A 21840-nucleotide genomic window follows, 5' to 3' on the forward strand; every position below is an offset into this window, starting at 1 on the left:
CTTAGTTGCAATTTTATGAAAATGCATCAGTGACATAGGTAAACGATTCTCGTTCCATCTTTCCAACTGCAGCGGCGGCAGCGCTTTCATCTAGGTTGAGATGTTCCCCAACAATCGCTCGCATGACTTCACGCACCGAGGGCGCAACCTTGGTCGCATCTCCGCAAACTAGGACCCTCGCGCCCCTGGAAATATAGTCCATTACCTCGTGACGATTCTCGTATACTTTGTCTTGGACGTACTTCACCTCATTTTGGGAAGAATTCATTTCTGGATGCCTAGAAAAGGCTGTCCTAACGTCGACTAGACCGTCTTTCTCCCAGACTTCCAATTCTTCACGATACAAGTAATCCGAATCTGGTCCGTGGCATCCGAAAAAGAGTAGTACAGGTTCCACAGCACGCGTACTATTCCGTGATTCAATCGCGCGTTCCTCGATGAACGCCCTCAAAGGTGCGATCCCTGTACCCGCACCGATCATCACCACTGGTTTGTCTACCTCATCGGCGCGGAAGTGGGGGTTTCCACCAACAACGGAAACGCAAACCTTTGCCCCTGGTTTTAGTCCAGCTAGATAGTTAGAGGCAACACCGGAAAAAACTCCACTTCCAGACCAAGCTGGAGACTCTAGCCTAGAGAAGGTAAGGGACACCCGATTCGTAGACGCCAACGAGGAGGAGGAAATAGAGTAGCGGCGGGGCTTCAGTGGCTCAAGGAGGGACAAATACTCTTCAAAGCTCAAATCAATTGATGAATACTTCTCAAGGAGGTCTATCAATGAGGTCCTATTCTTCAACAACTGAGCATAAGTGGCCGGTTCAAGGAGCATTTCCAATTCCTTCTTTTCCGGGGGGCACACACAGTTGCGTTGTAGGATGCCGATGTGCTGTTTACTAACTGGAGTTGCAAGCTCAACGTAGTTAGTAAGCAGTTCAGTAAGAGTCATCACTTGGCCGACTGGAAGAATCGTAGATTTGCCGTTCAGCTTTATGCGGGCCTCGCTTGACAGTCTAAATCGATCCAAAACTCGATTTACTGAAACCTCTGGATTTCGCGGTAGTACTTCAAGATAGTCACCTGTAGAATACTTAACTTCTTGAGGTAGCTCTATATCCACCCGGTACTTATCATTGATCGGTCCATCTGCGGCGGTTGAAAGCCTGACAACTCTTTGAACTACGGCCTCAAAAAATTCGCTCTCCGAATCGGTCGACAAGGCATCTGCTCGACCTTCGCTCATGTACTGGATATGAACAGAATTCGCTTCGTCTTGGCTGTCAATTTCTACCGAAAGATGATCTCCAATAGCCTGCCAAAGCTGCTTTTCCCAGTCCGCGAAATCCGAGAGGTAGTCTCCGCGAACATCTACAGCTCCCCTATCGACGAGCCGGTTAGCCCCCGCCGCTTCCATAGCCTGATCGATGACTGACGGCACGCGTTGGAACGTTTCCGCCCATTCGGAATTACCACTACCAATTACGGCAAAGCTTACTTCACCTAAGTCAGGACAGTCCCCAGTGGTCAGCCACTTGAAAAAAGACTTCGCATTCTCCGGCGGCAATCCCTCATAAGAGCTGGTAGCAATTATTACTACGTCTCCAGAGTGCAGGTCATCAACTGCATCATCGAGGTCAGCCACCTCCGTTTCAAAACCTTGCGAATTAGCGAACGCTTCCAGTTTTTTCGCATGATTCCGAGAAGTCCCAGCATTGGATCCGACGAATAGCCGCAGCTTATGCCCGTTTGGCTCGGCAACCGCAACCTTGTCAAACTTTTCCTCGCCGGAAATCGACCCACCTGCTTCGGTCTCAGACTCCCCGCCTCGACCCCGGTACGGGAACTTTTCTCGCGGAGCGATGTTGACCAATAGATCTTTCGGTTTCGAAGTGAGTCCATCCAACATGGTAAGTTCGTATGAAGGATCAGCGAATTCAAGATCGAAGTGTTGGATAATTAAAGCAAGAACCATTGTCGCTTCCTGCATGGCGAATGCACGGCCTAAGCAGGATCGCTCGCCGTTGCCAAACGGCTTCCAGGCGTTGTGCGGAATTTTCTTTGCACTCTCAAATTCAAACCTCTCCGGTCTAAATTCCTCAGGACTATCCCACACAGCCGGATCACGATGCATGTGTCCCAAAAGGACAAGAAGAGTGTCGCCTGGATTAACAGTTACAGGGTCGCCAGCCGTTCCTCCATTTTCGCCGATTGTGGTGGTTTCATAAGGTGTCACAGCATATGCTGGTGCCGTCGGGTATAGTCGCAAGCCTTCACGTAAGATCTGGTCTATGTATCCCAGATTTTTAAGATCTTCATACTTAGGAAAGCGGCCATTCAAAACCTTGTCTGTTAATTTTCGAGCTTTCTGAAGGACTTCCGGATTCTTGATTAACTCATACACCACAAAACTTAGAAGTCCTGAGGTAGTCTCGTGGCCTGCAATCAGAAAAGTAATGAGCTGATAACGAAGGTTCTCATCGCTTAGCTTTTCACCAGTCGACGGATCTTCAGCATTCATCATCACGTCGAGAACATCTTCATCACCCTCAGCGCTGGGATTCCGACGCCGCTCTGAAATCAACTCATCCACCGTATTTTCCATGGTTTTAATGTCCCCCTGGAATCGGTGTTGACCAATAAAGTCAAGCTTTTTTTGAATTTCAAGTGCGTGAGCCTTTCGGCCTGCATGATGTAGGCCTCTTGCCATTGCATTGACAAACGGGTGGAAACCTTCGGTGTAAAACGAGTTAAACCGATAGCTGAACGAGCATAGCGCGATCGTATCGAGAGTCAAACGAGTGAAATCATTAGCAACGTCAACTGCCGCTCCTGAAGAATTTCTGGACCACTTAAGCATTAACTGGTCCGCAATGTCCGTCATTTGACCATACATACTCCGCAACGCTAACGGGTTGAACGCCGGCATGAGAATACGGTGGGCTTTGCCCCACTCCGGATCATCATATTCAGAAGTAAACAGTCCATTCCCCGCAAAATTACGCACTACTTGCAGAGCAGGGTGGACTAATTTATGGAATCGGGATTCATCCGATAGTTCATCCACCAGTGCGAAGGAGCTCACTACATAGAAAGGCTCTGTCCCAGGGATTACCTGTCGATAAAATCGCCCATGTTCTTTAGCAAGCTTAGTTGCGGATTGTACAATGTTATTAGGGTCAACCGAATATGCAGTTCCGACAAACGGGTAAACCTTGGGTCCTGGCAATTCCGCCAAACAAGTTGAGTTATTGTCATTTTTCGAGGCGTTGGTGATAGTGCCAGTCATCTAGATTAGCTCCTTCTTTGAATTCACATCGCAGTAATACGTCTCGGATTGAAGTCCTTGTTGGACTTACAGATAGGAATTTGTACAGCTACGTTAAATGGCTCTTGAAGGCGTACTTCTAGAATAATTGAAGTACTTGTTGAATGCTCGGCCATGCATTCAAGGTTCTGTCCAAGAAATTGTCTAAACGCAATGTACCGGTTAGATGAACCAGCGGCGTCGTGAGCGGATAGTTCTGGACCAGTGTGAATACAAACTCAGGAGTCATATCGTCGTTCTTTCTGTGTCAATGACGAAATTGCCGTCTCTTCTAGTAAAAGTCATAGACAGGAATTAGTGGCTATTTCCATCACCTGCCTGTTGACCCATTTGGATGCCTTAGCGATAAGTTTCGGCAATACGCCTACCATAATATCCGTGCCCGGCATCAGTGAGATGCCCGGCCAACTTATGCGGTGAATCGTCAAAGATCGAGGCACCATAACGTCCAGGATCATTAGAGCACCCATTCTTGCCACTTTGAACGGAAATCTCGGCGACCATATCCAGAAACTCACTTCCCGTATGCAGAGCGGCCAATCGTTGCTGTTCTCGCACTTCATCTTGGTAATAGGCCACAAGTGGGAAATACCAGTGACTGGTAACCCCTAGAAGATTGGAGCCACACGTATGATTGTGCCCATCTGTTTCATCTGGGATTCCCAGAAGAATTACTTTTGCGTTGGGGGCGACGCTTTTCACACGGTTAATAGCACCTGTCATTGCCGCATCGTAACGAGCCATTCGTTGGGGCTGTGTAGTCATTGATGGCAAGTTATTTGGCTGGTAAGTGTCGTTAACTCCAGCACTGATAGTCACCAGCCGCGTATTCGCATCGAGCTTACGATCCGCTATTGCTCGCTCAACCTGCTGACGAACTGTGTCATGTGGGATTGCATCATTTCCGTGCGGTTCGACGTATGCAGTCGCTCCCGGACAAGAATAGTCCTCTAGGCGCAGGCCAGTACGCTTCGCAGCCTGAACTGCAAAGTTGTTAGGATCCTGTGCGCAGGAGCCATTGCGAATGGTTGGCCACTCAAGATTCGGGACGTTCTTTTTAGTCTTGTATACCGCCACGTCTAGTGCTGTAGGGTTGGCCGCTACGGAGTCGCCAAAGCTCAGATAGGTTTCCCGAACGTTTTGGTTCACTTGAGGCTTTGGTTGGAGGTTTATTGGTGCCGCTGGAAGCGGTGGCATTTGCGGCAACGGGGGAAGCGGTGGCATTTGCGGCAACGGGGGAAGCGTCGGCGCTTGTTGAGGTAACGATGGTAAAGAAGGGGCTGCCTGTGCAATTGGCACCCCTGATACCCCGATGGCGAGCGCGACTATTACACCGCAAATTTTTCGTATCTTCATTGGTCCTCTTCTCAAGGTTAAAATTGACTGGCTAATCCTTGAAAGTACCACAGTGGCACTATTTATAGTTCTTCAGCTTTCGTTAAAATGTTACACGTCATCTCAAAGTTCCTCAGGGATATTCTGTATAGCTTGTAACTTTTTTAGAAATCCCTTTCTGCGCTGTATCCAATGTGTCCCCATTACTTGCTAAATCTCCTCGCATTAGAGCACTATATTTGCGCGGATTCCACTACATGCAAACCATAAATGCTTGACCAGCGTTCGGACATTCCTCCGTCTTTTGAGCAGAAGGCGTGTCTAGTTTGTAAGCATGCATTCGAGTTGACACATTGGAATATCGCTTTGGCGGTGCACTGCTCCTTAGTAGGGCCGTTTTTCGTTCAATGCACCGGAATGGCACCTACACGCGCTAACTGACTGCTAGTGCGCTTTACCACTGATACCAAAATTCCCTTGACGCTCTCTTTACGCTGTTCGAATAAAACGGGGGTTGAGGGTCACAATGCATGCCTAAGATCAGGTATTTTTAGATTCTGACCTGTAGGGTTTCGCAGGATATATGCTTCGCGGGCGTATATCTGAGCTTCAGATGCGAAATCCACGATGTGGTAGCCAACCCGTGGTAGTAGGCGGTGGTCTGGTGGCCCAATGCCAAAGGATCGACCACGTTGCCACTGCGGCGGCGATACCAAATGCAAAGGAACTACCCGAAGGCGGTGTAAGGCCTGCGGAGTTTCAGTCAATAAAAGCCGACCAGATGTCACCAAAGCTGCCGCATTGAGCCAGTTCATCGAACATTGCATCTCCACAACTTCACTGGAAGCTTTGGCTACACAAAATGGTGTCCGTGCTTCAACAACGAAACGACGCTTTAGCTGGTGCTGGCTTGTAGATGTTCTCGACCTCATCGTCGGTCATACCGGGCGGATCTATGACCAAGTCTTTATCGACGGCACCTACACCGCCAGCAGATGCTTAATCGTGGCCGGCACCCTAGACCACGTCATTGCCTGCCACTGGTGCAAGCGCGAAACCACCCATGCCTACACACAGTTATTGGAACGAATATCAGCGCCTTCAATCGCCGTCATTGACGGCGAGCAAGGAGCTGCTAGCGCCATCAAACAGTGCTGGCCTACCACTGTCATCCAACGCTGCCTGGTGCATGCTCAGCGTGTGATACGCCGCTATACCACCTCACGTCCACGTACTGATGCTGGGCGCCCCATCTACCAACTGGCACCCAAACTCACACGCATTACCACTATCGACTAAGCCAGCCAATGGGGCGCACAACTGAATGGATTCGCCTCGGTCTACCGCACCTGGTTAGAGGAAAAGACCCTCGTCAAAGACCCCAAACAGTCCATTGAACGCATACGTTGGCCCATGCAAACGTGCGCAAGGCCTACAACAGCCTGGCGTAGCGACCTGCTGCTTGTCTACCTCACCCCGCCTGAAGGAGTCGTTGATACTCACGAATATAAGCCACCACCAATAGTCTCGAAGGCGGAATCAACCCCCAGTTGAAATTACTAGCGAGAACAAACCGCGGACGACGCGGAGAACGCCAACGCCGAATGCTCGAGTGGCGGCTCTATCTAAAAGCAGAACTGCCCGACGAGCCACTACGCATCGCCAAGCAGTCCCACTGGGGCCAGGACCAACTCGCCAAAGTATCCATCCTGACCCACACAGAGAACCAAGCCGACCACGAAACAGGACGACCAGCCCTCTACGACAACGGTATCGACACCGAGTACACCCACTCAATCGGCATCCAAAAAGGCCAAATCCAATCCCAGCGACACGCCGAACCAGACACACATTTTGACCCTTAAGCCAAGTTCTCCTCAAAACATCTCGTATCCCACAGGAAATTTTTATCTGGTACGCACGCTACAAGGCGAAACGGCGGAACTCGTGGTGCTATTACTGCTCCATCAATTTGATGGCTATGACCGCAAACAAAATCGGACTAGTCGCGTAGAACCACACCCGTGTCCACTCAATCAGATGTGGCAAGAGGCGACCCCCGTAGGGCCATTCAGATTCATACCAATTCAATATAGCGAGACCATGATTGTACTGCGATCTTCAACTCTAGCTGTCGGCCTTTAGTTATAAGGACACTGTTCAAACAACCAACTCTAGTAAATGAACTACTGCGCTACCACGCGTTCATCACGTTCAGAACTTGAGGTTTAGAGCGATTAAGCTGATAACCAAATTGTTCCCAGTTGTGCAGGCCTTGGGCTGGGTAGCTTACAGTCGGATTTAGACCTTGCAGCCGCGCAGCACCTTCCCACACGTGAGTAGTCACGTTAGACCCGACCTCTAAGGCTGCCCCAGCGGCTTGATGCTCTGGCAGATAATGGCTGTCCCCAGGACCAGGAATACCAGAGGCCGAAGAAATATATAGATTAGTGTTACGCAATTGAGGGATCAGCAACAGCGGATCGTTTTGGAAACGCTTCGGATTAAACAGCGATCCGTACATTGCATTGATATTGAAGCCACCAGCATCCAACATAGCCAGACGCATGAACGTCTGTGCCCCCGGAACAGTGGTAGTCAAGAAACCGGAAAAAGACAGCGCTTGCCGGAATTGATTCGGGTGCTTCGCTGCCAGGGTTAGCGCGGCACCAGCGCCCATCGACAAACCCGCAATAGAGTTATTGTTACGTGCAACGCCGAAGTTTCGCTCCAGATAGCCTGGGAGTTCGCTGGTCAGAAACGTCTCCCATTTATAATTAACGGGGTTTGATAGATCGTAGGTCGCAGGCCCCTGCCAATCAGCATAGAAGGAAGCGGCACCGCCAACCGGCATAGCCAAGGTAATGTTGTGCGGCTCGTAGGTCCTTGCAGCATTGACGTCGTTTACCCACGCGTTGGTGCGATCGGTGGCACGGAGACCATCAAGCAAATAGAGGGCAGCATTGCCGCCGCGCTTTGCGGGCTGAATCTGTACCGGGATGGTGCGGCCCATGGCCTGGGACCAAACGTCACAGCGCTGGACCCACCAGGCAACCTTGTCCCACTCACACGTACCAGTGGCGTCACGGCGCAGCCAGTCGCGGTTGGCTGCCTCGGCCGGCTGGGAGCCCGCCACGACGGCCAAGCCCAAAGCTACGGCAACTGCCATGATGACTGAAAGGACGCGACCCTTGATGGAAGCAGTCATCTTTCTCCTCCAAACTACTCGGTGATTGTCACTAAGCTTTATCGTCCGAACCCCGTATATCGTTAACGTCACGGATCGATAACAATGTCACAGGTTAGTGTAACTTAGGTTGGCCCTAAAGTCTGCATTTGAAGGAATTAGTGCAGGTAGTCCGAGGGATCCGAGGAGAAGGCTAGGGTCCGCCCGTCTGTCAGGGAGAATTTAATATTTTTCCAGAAACGGTCCCAAGTTAAAGGATCCCTGTAGGTGGCGAAGAGTTTCTGAAAATCGGCGTCGGCAAGAGCGGCGCGAGCCTTGGCAACCTCGTACTTATCAATCCACGCCGGAACCTCGTCAATATCGACGGCAGAGTCTGCCACCTGCCATGACATATCCAAGCTCTTGTCGTGCCCAATGCGTCCACCCACGATGCGTGGCTGGCGCGCCGCCAAAGGATTGCTGAGTCCAATATTGTCCAGCACGCGAATATCCAGCGGTGCATTCATGGAAGAAAGGCCCAAATTGAGCAGGTAAACGGTCGGTGGGTCGGTGCGCGAGGGATCTGCGGGGGCCGCCGTCCACGAGAACCTATCTTCCCCCTTGATATAGCGGAAGGTCATGGCGTCGCCAGCCTCCAGCTCGTCGATGCCCTCTTGGTAGTCCTCCATAAACTTGGCGCCGAGGAATTCTTCGGCCCGCATGGGAGGATCCTCACGCTGGGTCGCGTTGGTCCAGAAATCGCGCTCATCCACGATGGAGATCTCGCCCTCGTAGATGCTGCGGTCCACCGGATGTCCGCGCAGAACGATAACTAGCGCCCATACCGCACAGAACACGGAGGCTATCCATGCTCGAACGCTCACCACAAAAATGGGAAGCAGTGCCGCAAAAAGTGGGAGCAAAAGCATGCGACCATGCATGAAATCTCCACCCACGCGCAGCACGTAGAGCGTGTGAATGAGCGCAGCGCCTTCAAAGAGATAAATAGCGGTGGCAGTAGAGCACACCGCGGTGGGGCGCAGGTTTGCCTTCCATAGACCTGCCACGGCGAGCACGATAAGCGGCAGGAAGAGCCAGTATGGGCCGGCAAAATCCGCCAGGTAGGTAAACCCCTTGCCCCATTCGGAGTCAGCCGCGGACTTAGCCACAGCCGTGTGTGGGGTCAGCAGGCCGTAGTAGCCCATGCGGAAGACCTCATAAGCCAGCGGCAACGGCACCGCGACAGCGATAACTTTCCACGATCGATGAGACACGAGGAGAATGATTCCCACCAGACCGCCGTACAGGGCGAGCTCTGGGCGCACCAGCCAAGACAATCCGGCCCAGAAAGCTAGCCAGTAGGCGTCGCTATTGCTATTGGAATGGCGGGCCGGCCGCGACCAACGCAGCAATAGCGACCAGAGCACAGCTAGATAGAAAATGCAGAGGCCCCACTCCAGTCCCGAGGTGAAGAAGTCCCTGGCCGGCGGAAGGGCCAGATACACCAGCGCACCGGCCGGAAGAACAGCGCCAGAGCGAATGCTTGCCGACGCCCCCGTACCGACCACCATTGCTACTACCGCCAGGATGAGCCCCAAGTAAATGGCGATGCCTTCTAGGTTTGCGTGGGTCACCCAGCGCACCAGGAAAATGAGGTACTGCCACAGCGTGGAGGTATTGGCCTCTACGCGTTCGCCCATATTGAACACGGGCCCATTTCCGGCTTCGAGGTTGCGCACGGTTCGCAGGACAATGAGTCCGTCATCGGAAATCCAGCGGCGCGCAAAACCGCCCCACAAAGATAAAACACCGATCACAAGAACGACCGCCGGGGTACTCCAGCGGGCGATACTCTTGTGGTCGGTGTTAAGCACGGGAAGAAAGTTTATCAGCCCCGAGGAAAATTTCTATATCGATTCAGCTGTGTCTAGAACAACGGCATGATATACACCGCCATGGCGATGCAAGCGAGCCAAGCCAAAGCGAGAACCTGCAAAGTGCGGTCCTCCAGTGCAATCTCATCCGGAGCGCCACCCTGGCCGCGGTCCACATCGGCCGCATAGCGCAAGATGGCGATGGTAAACGGCACCATGGAGACTTGGTACCACACGCCACCGGTCTGGGCATCGTTAGCAAGCTCGAAGCCCCAGAGGGTGTAGCAGATAACCACCGCGGTGGCGGCTAGCGTCCACACGAAGCGCAGGTAGGTAGGCGTATAACCTTCCAGGGACTTGCGGATTTTCGCGCCGGTTTGCTCCACAAGAAGGATCTCCGAGTAGCGCTTGCCTGAGGCCATAAATAGCGAGCCAAAGGCCGCCACCAGCAGGAACCACTGCGAAAGCTCGATGCCTGCAGCCACGCCACCGGCCATGGTGCGCAGCATGAAGCCGGAGGAAACCAGGGCGATATCAATCACCGGCATGTGCTTCCAACCGAAGCAATAGCCCAATTGCAACGCGATATAAATCGCCATCACAATTGCCAGCTGCGGGCCAGCGGTAGCAAGGAAGGATAGCCCGATGGACAAGCAGATGAGCACCACGGCCATGACATAGGCGAGCTTGATGGGCAGCACGCCGGAGGCAATCGGGCGGAAGCGTTTGGTCGGATGCTCCTGATCCTCGCGCCAGTCCTTCGCATCATTGATCAAGTAGATGGAGGAAGCGCCGAGGCAGAAGACGACGAAGGCCAAGAGGACATCGACAAGCACGCGGCCGTGAAATAGGGCATCGGCGCCGGCCGCGGCGGGGGCCGCCAGCACGAGGACGTTTTTGACCCACTGCTTGGGACGCAGGGCCTTAATCATGCCATCGACAAGATTCTTCGGCGGCTTGCGCTTGCGGCCGGTATCTACGCCAGAGGTGTGCGGTTCCGAATGGAAAAAGTGCTGGTTTCCATCATCACTCATGCTTCATTCCTTTCATCACGACCTCTGCGGTAGCAGCGCCGATGGCCGCACCCACTGCCGTATCTGTTGGGTAGTGCACTCCGAGGACCATACGCGATGCCATCATGACTGGCACGCCGAGAAGCGGCGCCTTGCAGCCGGTAAGGCGGCTCGCCGCCACCAGGAATGCAGTAGTCGAGGTCGCGTGCGAACTGGGAAAAGATAGCTTGGAGGGAGTCTTTACCCCCACGCGCACGTACGGATAATCGGGGCGCTTGCGGCGCACGATGCGCTTGAGCACCACGCTAGCGGCGTGCGCGAGAAAAGCAGCAGCGCCCACCCGGATCCAGCCCTCGCGGCGGCGCTTGTCGACGCCCGCCCCTACCGCAGCGCTGCCCATCCAGCCCAGGGCATGCTCGCCCCAGTGGCTCAGCCCGCGGGCGGTGGGAAGCACGCCGGGCACGTCAAAGGCCGCACCCTGGATGGATTCGAGGACGCGCGATTCTGCTACGGAAAGTTTATTGGGCATCAAAGACCTTCTTCCAGGACTCGCGCGAGGTCAGCTCCGGCTGCGCCGCACGGTATTCAGTGCGCAGGTCATCGAAGTTTTCCTCGATCTCCTTCAGTAGCTCGCGGGTCTGCGATACGAGGTCTTTGGCCAAGTCGCGGTCGCGCTTACGGAAGGCCACACCGGTGCCACCTGCGGTAGAGACGGTGGCAGAGTCCACGCGGGAAAGGGTAAACCACCGGGCCTCGTCCGGAGTGAGGTTAAGCTGAGGCGCCTCGTGGTGCGCAGCGTCTTCCTTGCTCACGAGGTGCTTGAGGCCCTTGATGGCCCACGGGATCTTCTTAATCTTGGCTAGGCGGCCGCCGATATTGCGCGTAGGCACACCCGGCGCGCCGGTGGGAGAGGGCAGCTCATCTGCGGATTCCAAAATGACAGCATCGGAATAGTTCTTGCGGATTTCCGCGATGCGCGGCAGCGAGGACTCCAGGATGTCAAAGAGATGGTCCGGCCCCGCTAGGAAGTCGCGCATAGCTTCAATCTGGATGGCCATGGTGGAGTATTCCATGCACATGGTGTGCTTGAGGGTGGACTTGAAGATGGACTTGGTAATGCCCTTGGCCGGTCCCTCGTGGTACATCGCGGCAACGATGAGGCGGTTGCGCAGGTGGAAATAGGCCTGCCAGTCAATGGCATCATCCTTATCGGCCCAAGCCATGTGCCAGATGGCGGCACCTGGCCAGGTCACCGTGGGGAAGCCATTGCGCGCCGCGCGCAGGGAATACTCGGTATCGTCCCACTTGATAAAGAGCGGCAGCGGCTGGCCGTTGGTTTCTGCCACAATGCGCGGGAAGAGGCACATCCACCAGCCGTTGTACTCCACGTCAACGCGGCGGTGCAGCGCGCGGGAATCGTACTTCTTGGGATCTAGGTGAGTTTCGCGGGTACCGATGGCGCGCAGCGGGTACTTGGCAAAGTCGTGGTCGTAGACGGCGTGCGGTGCCGCACCCCACATGAAATCGGCACGGTTGACGCGCTCGCCGGTAGTGCGCAGCTGGGAGCGCTCCTGCAGGTTAAGCATTTGGCCACCGACGATAATCGGCTTGGCAGCGTAACGGGCCGCTTGCACCGCGCGCAGCACGGAATCCGGTTCGATGGCGATGTCATCGTCCATATAAAGGATGAAGGGCGAATCGGTATTTCCCAGCGCCTCGTACATAATGCGGGAGTAGCCACCGGAGCCGCCTAGGTTGCCCTGGCGGAACTCGCGGAAGCGCTCACCAAAGTGAGCGACTGCCTCGTCATAGCCTGGCTCATCGGCAGGGTGCTGGTTGCCTTGGTCCGGCATGAGGACGAAGTCGATGATCTCATCGACTACTGGGTCCTCGGCCAATGCCTTAAGGGCTGCTACGGCATCGGTCGGGCGGTTGAAAGTGGGAATGCCTACCGCCACGCGCTTGTCTTGGGCCGGCTGCTCGGTGCCGTCCGGCAGCACCTGCGGGCCGGGGGCGTGGGGGGAGCACCAGGCGGCGTCGGCAAGCGTGGTGTCCTGCTCGGCGGTGATATCGAACCACAGCCAGCCGCCGTCTTCGAAGTTTTTGAGTGGCAGCTCGAACTCATGGTGGCCGGTGCTTACCAGGTGGTTGGCCACGGAAATGCGCTGGCCATCCTGCTTGGAGCGGTAGAGGGAAATATTTGCCTGGCCCTCAATGTCCAGGCTGAGGATAACGGAGCGCAGCTGGGACCAGCGGCGCCAATAGGAGGCCGGGAAGGCGTTGAAGTAGGTTTCAAAAGAGGCTTCCTCGCCGGCCGGGATGGTTACGGACGTGCGGTTAAACCAGCTGAGGCGTTCGCGGTTTTGCTCGGCCTCGATGAGGTAGAGCATCCGCACATCAAAGGGCTCGCCGCGCTTAGGCAGCAGAATGCGCTGCAGGGGCTCATGGGCCTGGGTGTTGTTGGCAGTCACGATAACTTCGATTCTCCAAACGGTATAAACAGTAGTCAGCGATTTAGCGTAGTTGCTTTTGCATAAGTACTACGGTTTACACGCGGAGCCCGTAAGATGGAACATCATGAGATGGGTTCCTTGCGCGGCAGTAGTAGGTCTTTTTGCTGCAGCTAGCGCACCCGCCGCCCTCGCGGAGGACAAGCCCGCGGTGGATTTTTTGGACCACGCCCAGATTCTAAGCTCTTCGGACGAAGAGGCCGTGAAATCACAAGCGCAGTCCATGCACCTTCCAGATTCCGTGCACGAGGTTGTCTACGCCACGTATCCGAATTCGGGCGAGGATTTTTCCCGCACCCTGTTGCATGACTTGGCGCGCGAGCACCCACAATTCATCAGCAACGGTGAGCTGCAGAAGAATGTACTCGTTATCGCCGTAGGCTTTGAACCCAATAGCATGGCCGTGCGCTGTGGCGCCCAAGTGTGCCGAGACATCAAGATTTATAACGCCGGCCGCGTGGACGGCATCCTGGATCAGATGCGGCCGGCGCTGGAGGACGATGACTATACCGTCGGCATGATCTTGGCCACGCGCGCCGTCGCGGATCCGACCGTGCGCCGGCAATCTGCGCAGGAGGCGCCCACGTGGTCTATGTTCATTGCCACCACGTCAGTGATCGTGGTCCTCGCTGCGGTGGGGCTCATTACTTACTTGCTCACCCGCCGCGCCCGCCTGCGCAAGCGCTTTGACTATATTGCGGGAGTTCGCGATAGCGCCGAGGAGCTCATCGAGCGCACGGAGGCGCGCATTAATGCCCTGCAATCCCCCCTTGGCGGGCGATTCCCTCAAGGCCCAGTGGCGTTTCCTAGTCAATCAGTACACCGATGCGCGGCCGACGCTCAAGGCCTTAGAACACGTCCAGGACTTTTCCTCGCATGCCGCCTCCATCAAGGAGTCCTATAAGGCGCTCAAGCAGATCCATACGGCCGCAGCGCAGATAGATTCCCTGGAAAAATTCTGCGATGGCGATACTGCGGTACGCGCCGGCGAGACGCAATGGCTGCTTAACGACGCCCAAACGGCCCTCTCCCGTCAACCCGACAACGCCAGCCTCCGCCAGATAACGCAGCGCATTAATGAGCTGTCCCAGGATCTGTCGCGGGAAGACTTCGACTCCGCCTTCGCTCGCATCCTCGAGGACTACCACCCCATGGTGGGCGCGCTGCCAGAAAGGCTATATCCACAGCGCGACCGCCAGACTCCCCCGCTCTTGGGCACGCCGGAATGGCGCCCCGGCATGGGCACGCACTATATGCCCTATAGGTTTGCGGGCTTCTGGGTGGCCAACAACAATGTCTCCTCCCAGCTACCGAACCCGTATCGCTTTTAGGCGTTAACCGGCTCAGTGACCGGATCAATGCCCAGCTTATTGAGCATGTAGAGCACGCGGGCTTCGAGGTCATCGGCCAATTCGCGCGCCTGCTCTACGGTATCCGCGGTAGGAATATCCCAGATTTTGATGTCTTTACCTGCCTCATCGCGTTCGACCTCACGGCCTAGGAACACGATATAATCCGGCATCGCTACCGTCCGTACCTCATCGAGGTACTTATTTGGAGCCTCACCCATACCGCGCTCGTTCATAACGTGGGCGAGGTGGCCTTCTGCCTCGTTTTCCGGGTGGGCAACGGCGGTATCCACATAGAGGGCCTCGCCGGCGTGCTTGCGGGTCAGTTCCGCCGCGGCTTGAGCCAACGCATTATTGGTACCGGCGGCAAAGCGGACGTGAAGGCGGTGAGCGCCGAAGTACTCACGCACCTCACGCTCCACCAATAGCGGCACGAATTCTTCGAGCTCCGCCTTCTTGGTGTGCTTGGCAATAACCTCATCGAGCTTGGCATCGATTTCTGCGGCCGTGTACTCATGGCCGTAGTTTTCGTGCAGATCCTGACGCAGGGTTTCAAACTGGTTCATTGTTATCCCCTTTCTCGGGTTATTGTCCCGTTTGCTACGTGTTAACCTGACGTTAACTTTACAGGTTAACGGTGGGTTAAGTCAAACGGTTGGGTTAAACCCAATAGTTTTCTGCGCCGAAAATGCGGGAAGGCCCGCCGGGAGTTCCGGCAGGCCTTCTTGGACTGTTCCTTCTTTTTATCGGGAATGCGCGATGCACGGCTACGCAGTTTTAGATGCTCTTGCAGCCGCTCCGGCGACATTTTCCACATGCGGCGATCAGCCATACCGTCACCTCCTTCCTGTAGAGGTGATCAAGTTTAGTGGCCACGCTCCTGTTCGATAGCCTTGCCCTCGTTCCAGAATGGCGCGAGCTTATTATCAAACATGGACAGCGCAGAACCGATAGCCATGTGCATATCCAGGTACTGGTAGGTGCCCAAGCGGCCGCCAAAAAGAACCCTATTGTCCTTCGACTCCTGGGCGGCGAGCTTGCGATAGGCCTCCAGCTTAGTGCGGTCTTCCGGAGTATTAATCGGGTAATACGGCTCATCGCCTTTATCGGCGAAGCGCGAGTACTCCTTCATGATGACCGTCTTGTCCTTCGGATACTTATCCTTACGCTCCGGGTGGAAGTGGCGGAATTCATGGATGCGGGTGTAGTCCACGTCCGCATCGTTGTAGTTCATCACGGGCGTGCCCTGGAAATCGCCGGTGTCCAGCACCTCCAGATCAAAGTCGAGGGTGCGCCAGCCCAGCTCGCCCTCGGCAAAATCAAAGTAGCGGTCCAATGGGCCCGTGTAGACCACGGGCGCATCCGGAGACTCAGCGCGCAGCTCCTCACGAACCTCGAACCAATCGGTATCCAAACGGACCTCAATATTGTCGTGGTCAGCCATGTTTTCTAGCCATGCCGCGTAGCCGTCAACGGGCAGACCCTCATAGGTGTCATTGAAGTAGCGATTGTTGAAGGTATAGCGCACCGGCAGACGGGTGATATTCGCGGCCGGCAGCTCCTTCGGGTCCGTCTGCCACTGCTTAGCGGTGTAATCGCGAATAAAGGCCTCATACAGCGGGCGACCGATAAGGGAGATGGCCTTTTCCTCTAGGTTTTGCGCTTCTTCCGGTGAGAACTCGCCGGCCTGATCCTTAATGAGCTGGCGGGCCTCATCCGGGGAGTAGTAGCGGCCGAAGAACTGGTTAATAAGACCCAGGCCCATCGGGAATTGGTAGGCGGTGCCATCGTGCATAGCAAAGACGCGGTGCTGGTAATCGGTGAAATCGGTGAACTTATTGCAGTAGTCCCACACGCGCTTATTAGAGGTGTGGAAGAGGTGCGCACCGTACTTGTGCACCTCGATTCCGGTGGTGGGTTCAGCCTCGGAGTAGGCATTGCCGCCGAGGTGGTTGCGGCGCTCCACAATGAGCACCTTCTTATCCAGCTGACTAGCGGCGCGCTCGGCAACCGTGAGGCCAAAAAATCCAGAGCCAACAACGATGAGGTCATAAGAAGTCATGGCCCCCAGTTTATTGCACTTCGGCAACCGACACGGCGCAACGGCGTGTCGCAACAGGTTTCACAGAAGTCACAAACGTACCATCACAATCAATTCTTAACTTTTGGCAACCGTTTTAACAGCTGCACAACCCCAGGGAGATAACAGTGCAACAACGACGTCGACTAGTACCCAACAGGTCCAAGTGGTCCACCCCGGTCATTGCGGCAGTCACCTCTATCGCGCTCGCCGTGACCGCCGCATTCGGCGGCCAGCAGGTACTTAAGACCCAGGACTCCAACAATAGCGGCCCCATTGAGGTCAAAAACGCCTCCACCAGCTTCAGCGATGGCGAATCCATCGTCGTCGATGACCCCGCCGTAGCCGCGCAGGGCGACGGCGAAGGCCGCCGCGCGGTCAAGCAATTCCACCGCGACGAAACCTTCAACATGTTCGCCGTCACGTGGGAGGGCAAGCGCGATATCAACTCCTTCGTGCGCTCCAAGCAGCAGGATGGCTCCTGGAGCGAGTGGTTGCCCATGGATGCGATGAACTACTCCGAGGGCAAGAACGGCACCGAGCTCATCTTCGTAGGCGATACCAACGATGTTCAGGTCTCTATGGCCAACGTTGACCTCGTGACCGGATCCAACCTGGACAAGAAGGAAGACTCCCTCCTGGACAAAGCCGCTAAGGGCGCTGATGCACATCGCCCGGCACCGCTTGCCTACAACGTCGGCGAAATCTCCCCCGTGGCCGATGAGCGCACCCAGGTTGCGGATCTCGACGCCGTGTTTATCGACGGCAATGCCCAAGCCGGCGAAGCTATCGAACCCACCGCGGAAACCGCGGGTATGCCCAAGGTTGTCTCCCGCGCTGGCTGGGGCGCCGACGAGTCCAAACGCTGCCAGCAGCCGACCTACGACGATGGCTTGAAAGCTATGACCCTGCACCACACCGCGGGTACCAATAACTACACCCGCGCGCAGGCAGCGGCACAGGTTCGCGGCGCTTATGAATACCATGCACAGACCCTGGGCTGGTGCGATATCGGCTACAACGTGCTGGTAGATAAGTTCGGCACCATCTATGAGGGCCGCTATGGCGGTTTGGACAAGGCTGTACAGGGTGCCCACGTAGGCGGCTTCAATGCCAATAACTGGGGCATTTCCATGATTGGCAACTACGAGGAAACCGAGCCTTCCCGCGAGATGCTCAACTCCGTGGCCGAGATTGCGGGCTGGAAAGCAGCAATCTCTAACATCGATCCAATGGGCAAGGCTAGCTTGTACTCCGGCGGCTTCTACGGCTCCAAGTTCCCGGCTGGGACCATGGCCACCGTGCCGGCATTCGCGGGTCACAATGATTTCCACAACACCGCCTGCCCGGGTCAGTACACCATGCGCCACTGGGACGAAATCCGTAAGAACACCAAGCGCAAAGCGGATGCCATTAAGTCCGGTAAGAACAGTACGGATCTGAATTGGCAGAAGGCTCCTCAGCCCAATGCCCCCAAGAGCCCGCAGCAGGTGGGTGGGGACATCACCTCCTCGCTAGGCGACGTCGAGGTACCGGTCTCGACTATCTCCGCCCTCGCTGGAATCGCTGCCGCAGTCTTCGGCGTGCTCATCGCCAATGACCGCCTGCAGAAGCCTGATACCGATCAAAAGGTGGCGGGCAACCTGACCACCGGCGATATTCCGGAGATTGTCAATAAGGTCGTACAGGTTTCGAATAACGAAGGCCTCAAGGAGTCCTGGACCTCCGTCCTCAACGCTTTCGGCCCGGTGCTGGGCCTGGCAGTTGGCGGCCCGGATACGACCGATGGCGGCAAGATCCTCTACCAGCTCTTCCAGAATGGCGTGGTGCTCTCCTCTAAGGAGTCCGGTACCAAGGCTCTCACCGGTGAGATTGCCAAAAAGTGGTCCGAGGGCGATAATGCCTCCAAGCTCGGCCTGCCCACGTCCAATGAGGAGAAGAATGGCAAGGAAATCCGCGTGAAATTCCAGGGCGGCGAGATTGTCTACAACACCGAAACGGAAAAGGTAGACATCTTCACCGACTAGAACCAGCGCTCTAGCACCTTTGCCACGCCCGCCTGGTGGTTAGCAACGGTGACCGCATCCGCGGCCGCCTTAACCTCTGGGTGGGCGTTTTCCATGGCCACACCGCAGCCAGCCCAGCGCAGCATCTCAATATCGTTGGGCATATCCCCAAATGCGATCGTCTCCTGCTGGGCGACGCCGGTGTGCTCAGCCAACCATTCCACCCCGCGGCGCTTAGTCACATTGGGCGCGGCAACCTCCAGAATCCCTTCCTGCATGGAATACGTCAGGTGCGCGAGCTCCGGATCGATATGGGGCGCGATGAGCTCATACAGCTTCGGAGCGGAGTAGTCCGTATTGCGGATAAGAAATTTCACGGCAGGCTGCCCCACAAGCTCGCCCATGCTGACCACCCCGAAGCCTTCAAAGAGGGCGTTTTCGGAGTAGTGGCGTTCGACTACGAAGAGGTCCTCGACGGCGTCGCCAAGCGAGCCTCCTGCCCGCTCCGCTCCAAAGCCCACGGTACCCAACACCGTCTGGGCCACATCCACCACTTCTGCCAACGCTGCGGGTGAAAGCTCGTGGGCGGACATCACGCGGTCCTCCGCGGAATCGTAGAGCACCGCCCCATTCGAAGTCACACACACCGGGCGGACGGGAAGCTGCTCCAACACGGGCGCTATCCACCGGAACGGCCGGCCAGTGGAAAGCGCAAAATAGGCACCCTGTTGGACCGCCCGCGCCACAGCGTCACGATTGCGACGCGGGACACGGTGGTTGCGGTCCAGCAGGGTGCCGTCAATATCGCTCGCGATGAGGCGAGGAGCGCGGGCAGGGAAATTCTCCATACCCGCGAGTTTACTTCAGGACTTAGAAGTCCAGATCCTCGTCCTCGTTATCTTCCCAGTCCAAGGAACGCTTAATAGCGCGCTTCCAGTCGCGGTAGAGAGCCTCTACCTCTTCCTTCTCGCGCTTCGGCTTAAACACCTTCATGTCTCCTGTCTGGCTACCCAAAACGCTCAGGTCATCCCAGAAGCCATTGTCCAAACCTGCCGCGAAGGCCGCGCCGGTCGCGGTGGTCTCGATATTCTTCGGACGGTGTACCTCCACGCCGAGCATGTCCGCTTGGAACTGCATCAGAAGTTCGTTCATGGTCATGCCGCCGTCCACGCGCAGCTCGGTGATCTCCACACCGGAGTCTGCCACCATCGCATCGGCCACGTCTCGGGTCTGGTATGCAGTGGACTCGAGCACGGCGCGGGCCAGGTGCTTACGGTTGGCAAAGCGGGTTAGACCCACGATGACGCCACGAGCATCCGGGCGCCAGTACGGAGCGAAGAGGCCAGAGAAGGCAGGCACGATGTAGACGCCGCCGTTGTCTTTAACTTCCCGCGCCAGGTTCTCGATGGATGCAGCATTCGGGATAATCTGCAGGTTATCGCGCAGCCACTGCACTAGGGAACCGCCCATGGATACGGAGCCCTCCAACGCGTAGACAGGGCGTTCGCCCTCACGCTGGAAGCACACGGTGGTCAGTAGGCCATTCTCAGAGAACTTCGGGGTGGTGCCCGTGTTCAGCAGGAGGAACAGTCCGGTTCCGTAGGTATTCTTTGCAGAGCCGGCCCGGAAGCATCCTTGGCCAAACATCGCAGACTGCTGGTCACCCAGGATGGCGCGGATAGGAACACCGGAGAGCGAACCGCGCTCACGCACGGTACGGAAATCACCGAGGGATGGGCGAATCTCCGGCAGCATGGACATTGGGATGCCCATTTCCTTGCACAGTTCCTCATCCCACTCCAGCTTTTCGATGTCCATGAGCAGGGTGCGGGAGGCGTTGGTGACGTCGGTAGCGTGCAGAGCCTCACGGCCAGCATCGCCCTCGGCTCCGCCGGTGAGGTTCCACAATAGCCAGCTGTCAATGGTGCCGAAGAGCAGATCGCCGGCCTCGGCGCGCTCGCGTGCGCCCTCGACGTTATCGAGGATCCACTTCACCTTCGGGCCGGCCGGGTAGGAGTTAATGAAAAGACCGGTGCGGCGGCGCCACTTTTCCGGGCCTTCCTCTCCCGAGAGCTCCTTACAGATGGCGGTAGTGCGGGTATCTTGCCAGACAATAGCGTTGTAGACCGGCTTGCCGGTGTGCTTATCCCACACCACGGTGGTCTCTCGCTGATTGGTGATACCTACCGAGTCAATGTCTTCCACAGTGATATCGCCATTGGCAAGAGCCTCACCGACGGCGCGACGGGTATTGCTCCAGATTTCTTCCGGGTCGTGTTCTACCCAGCCCTTTTCGGGAAAGATCTGCTCGTGTTCGAGCTGACCAACGGCAACCTGCTCGCCATCGTGGTTAAAGATAATGCAGCGCGTCGACGTAGTTCCCTGGTCGATAGCGGCGACGTATTTCTTGTTAGTCATGTGTCTAGTCTCCTATACGAAGATGGAATTAGAGCGCAACGGACAACAGGCCAACGGCTACGGCCGCGACCAATGGGGCCACGATGGGGACCCAAGCATAGCCCCAGTTCGCGCTGCCTTTGTCCTGGATGGGCAAGATGAATGCATAAGCAATTCGCGGGCCCAGATCACGGACCGGATTGATGGCATAACCCGTAGGGGTACCCAGGGACAGGCCGATCGCCACCACAACGAAAGCAACGGCAAAGTAGCTCATTGGGCCAAGCTCGCCGCCGGTGGGGCCGAAGGCAATGAACATCAACAGCACGCAGGTGGCGATGAACTCCGTCACCGCATTCCAGCCGTTCTTAGGATGTGCCGGCTTGGTAAAGAAGATACCGTTCGTGTCCTTATTGGCGCCGGTGACGTTTCCGGCGTCGTCGTAATTATTGGCGTCGAAAAGCTGCTTGAAGGCAGCCCATGCCAGGATGGCACCGAGGATAGCGCCGAGGATCTGGCCCAGGAAGTAGTACGGCACCAGAGACCACTCGAGCGAGCCGTTGACGGCCAACATTACGGTGACGGCGGGGTTAAGGTGCCCGCCCGTGGGATCGGCCACACTGGCACCGACGAAGACACCCATACCCCAACCCAGGGCGATAACGACCCAATCGGAGCCGCGCGCGCCAGAGGTGCGCAGGTTTACCAGCGCACATACGCCGTTTCCTAGAAGGAGCAGCAACGCAGTGCCGATAAACTCCCACAGGAATGCATCAAATCCGGTCATA

General features: G+C 56.1%; 15 protein-coding genes and 1 pseudogene. 3 read left to right on the forward strand and 13 right to left on the reverse strand.

Going from position 1 to position 21840, the window contains the following annotated elements:
- Positions 1 to 13: 13 nt before the first annotated feature.
- Together ACP8J1_RS11040 and ACP8J1_RS11045 are read right to left on the reverse strand one after the other, a co-directional pair.
- Positions 14 to 3283: a cytochrome P450 gene (locus tag ACP8J1_RS11040; protein ID WP_023020073.1), complete on the reverse strand. Its 3270-nt coding sequence runs from the start codon at positions 3281 to 3283 to the stop codon at positions 14 to 16.
- A 378-nt stretch (positions 3284 to 3661) separates the two neighbouring features.
- A complete protein-coding gene (locus tag ACP8J1_RS11045; RefSeq protein WP_198010439.1) occupies positions 3662 to 4471 on the reverse strand; it encodes a GDSL-type esterase/lipase family protein in 810 nt (269 codons plus the stop codon).
- 858 nt (positions 4472 to 5329) lie between these two features.
- Here ACP8J1_RS11045 and ACP8J1_RS11050 point away from each other — a divergent pair.
- Positions 5330 to 6522: pseudogene (locus tag ACP8J1_RS11050) on the forward strand (IS1249 family transposase).
- A 329-nt stretch (positions 6523 to 6851) separates the two neighbouring features.
- On the opposite strand, the gene ACP8J1_RS11055 reads toward ACP8J1_RS11050, so the two are convergent.
- The 5 genes from ACP8J1_RS11055 to ACP8J1_RS11075 form a co-directional block, all read right to left on the reverse strand.
- Positions 6852 to 7865: an alpha/beta hydrolase gene (locus ACP8J1_RS11055; RefSeq protein WP_023020077.1), complete on the reverse strand. Its 1014-nt coding sequence runs from the start codon at positions 7863 to 7865 to the stop codon at positions 6852 to 6854.
- 137 nt (positions 7866 to 8002) lie between these two features.
- Positions 8003 to 9697 (reverse strand): arabinofuranosyltransferase AftB family protein, encoded by a 1695-nt coding sequence (locus ACP8J1_RS11060; protein ID WP_023020078.1) that lies wholly within the window; start codon positions 9695 to 9697, stop codon positions 8003 to 8005.
- Positions 9698 to 9750: 53 nt separating this feature from the next.
- Positions 9751 to 10731, reverse strand: a complete 981-nt coding sequence (locus tag ACP8J1_RS11065) for a decaprenyl-phosphate phosphoribosyltransferase (protein WP_023020079.1) — start codon at positions 10729 to 10731, stop codon at positions 9751 to 9753.
- A complete protein-coding gene (locus ACP8J1_RS11070) occupies positions 10724 to 11239 on the reverse strand; it encodes a phosphatase PAP2 family protein (RefSeq protein WP_023020080.1) in 516 nt (171 codons plus the stop codon). Before ACP8J1_RS11070 ends, ACP8J1_RS11065 begins: the two co-directional genes overlap by 8 nt.
- The gene (locus tag ACP8J1_RS11075) at positions 11229 to 13181 is read right to left on the reverse strand and encodes a glycosyltransferase (protein WP_023020081.1); all 1953 of its coding nucleotides are present in this window, start codon (positions 13179 to 13181) and stop codon (positions 11229 to 11231) included. The genes ACP8J1_RS11070 and ACP8J1_RS11075 overlap by 11 nt, the downstream gene beginning before the upstream one ends.
- A gap of 106 nt (positions 13182 to 13287) precedes the next feature.
- On the opposite strand from ACP8J1_RS11075, the gene ACP8J1_RS11080 reads away from it, so the two are divergent.
- The gene (locus tag ACP8J1_RS11080) at positions 13288 to 14124 is read left to right on the forward strand and encodes a TPM domain-containing protein (RefSeq protein ID WP_486696722.1); all 837 of its coding nucleotides are present in this window, start codon (positions 13288 to 13290) and stop codon (positions 14122 to 14124) included.
- A gap of 423 nt (positions 14125 to 14547) precedes the next feature.
- Here the strand turns inward: ACP8J1_RS11080 and ACP8J1_RS11085 are convergent, their stop codons facing one another.
- The 3 genes from ACP8J1_RS11085 to glf all read right to left on the reverse strand — a co-directional run bounded on the left by ACP8J1_RS11085 (position 14548) and on the right by glf (position 16631).
- Complete coding sequence (locus ACP8J1_RS11085; RefSeq protein ID WP_023020083.1) at positions 14548 to 15135, reverse strand: three-helix bundle dimerization domain-containing protein; 588 nt, start codon at positions 15133 to 15135, stop codon at positions 14548 to 14550.
- A 65-nt stretch (positions 15136 to 15200) separates the two neighbouring features.
- On the reverse strand, positions 15201 to 15401 hold the full coding sequence (locus tag ACP8J1_RS11090; protein WP_023020084.1) for a hypothetical protein: 201 nt from the start codon (positions 15399 to 15401) through the stop codon (positions 15201 to 15203).
- A gap of 33 nt (positions 15402 to 15434) precedes the next feature.
- Positions 15435 to 16631 carry a UDP-galactopyranose mutase gene (glf, locus tag ACP8J1_RS11095; RefSeq protein ID WP_023020085.1) on the reverse strand — a complete coding sequence of 399 codons (1197 nt, stop codon included), beginning with the start codon at positions 16629 to 16631 and terminating at the stop codon, positions 15435 to 15437.
- Positions 16632 to 16777: 146 nt separating this feature from the next.
- Here glf and ACP8J1_RS11100 point away from each other — a divergent pair, with 146 nt between their 5' ends.
- Positions 16778 to 18676: an N-acetylmuramoyl-L-alanine amidase gene (locus tag ACP8J1_RS11100; protein WP_023020086.1), complete on the forward strand. Its 1899-nt coding sequence runs from the start codon at positions 16778 to 16780 to the stop codon at positions 18674 to 18676.
- Here ACP8J1_RS11100 and ACP8J1_RS11105 read toward each other — a convergent pair.
- The 3 genes from ACP8J1_RS11105 to ACP8J1_RS11115 are packed head-to-tail and all read right to left on the reverse strand — an operon-like array spanning position 18673 to position 21839.
- Entirely contained in the window at positions 18673 to 19503 is an 831-nt protein-coding gene (locus ACP8J1_RS11105) for a Cof-type HAD-IIB family hydrolase (protein ID WP_023020087.1), read from the reverse strand. The genes ACP8J1_RS11100 and ACP8J1_RS11105 overlap by 4 nt on opposite strands.
- Positions 19504 to 19525: 22 nt before the next feature.
- Positions 19526 to 21073: a glycerol kinase GlpK gene (glpK, locus tag ACP8J1_RS11110; RefSeq protein ID WP_023020088.1), complete on the reverse strand. Its 1548-nt coding sequence runs from the start codon at positions 21071 to 21073 to the stop codon at positions 19526 to 19528.
- Between the two features lie 28 nt (positions 21074 to 21101).
- Entirely contained in the window at positions 21102 to 21839 is a 738-nt protein-coding gene (locus tag ACP8J1_RS11115) for an MIP/aquaporin family protein (protein WP_023020089.1), read from the reverse strand.
- Position 21840: the final 1 nt, after the last annotated feature.

The sequence above is a fragment of the Corynebacterium sp. LaCa_205 genome (genome assembly GCF_057458085.1).

Excerpts from the sequence above, each read along its gene's own strand:
- ACP8J1_RS11040 (WP_023020073.1), bottom strand. The coding sequence starts at position 3,283 with ATGACTGGCACTATCACCAACGCCTCGAAAAATGACAATAACTCAACT.
- ACP8J1_RS11055 (WP_023020077.1), bottom strand. The coding sequence starts at position 7,865 with ATGACTGCTTCCATCAAGGGTCGCGTCCTTTCAGTCATCATGGCAGTT.
- ACP8J1_RS11065 (WP_023020079.1), bottom strand. The coding sequence starts at position 10,731 with ATGAGTGATGATGGAAACCAGCACTTTTTCCATTCGGAACCGCACACC.
- ACP8J1_RS11070 (WP_023020080.1), bottom strand. The coding sequence starts at position 11,239 with ATGCCCAATAAACTTTCCGTAGCAGAATCGCGCGTCCTCGAATCCATC.
- ACP8J1_RS11080 (WP_486696722.1), top strand. The coding sequence starts at position 13,288 with ATGAGATGGGTTCCTTGCGCGGCAGTAGTAGGTCTTTTTGCTGCAGCT.
- ACP8J1_RS11085 (WP_023020083.1), bottom strand. The coding sequence starts at position 15,135 with ATGAACCAGTTTGAAACCCTGCGTCAGGATCTGCACGAAAACTACGGC.
- ACP8J1_RS11090 (WP_023020084.1), bottom strand. The coding sequence starts at position 15,401 with ATGGCTGATCGCCGCATGTGGAAAATGTCGCCGGAGCGGCTGCAAGAG.
- glf (WP_023020085.1), bottom strand. The coding sequence starts at position 16,631 with ATGACTTCTTATGACCTCATCGTTGTTGGCTCTGGATTTTTTGGCCTC.
- ACP8J1_RS11105 (WP_023020087.1), bottom strand. The coding sequence starts at position 19,503 with ATGGAGAATTTCCCTGCCCGCGCTCCTCGCCTCATCGCGAGCGATATT.
- glpK (WP_023020088.1), bottom strand. The coding sequence starts at position 21,073 with ATGACTAACAAGAAATACGTCGCCGCTATCGACCAGGGAACTACGTCG.
- ACP8J1_RS11115 (WP_023020089.1), bottom strand. The coding sequence starts at position 21,839 with ATGACCGGATTTGATGCATTCCTGTGGGAGTTTATCGGCACTGCGTTG.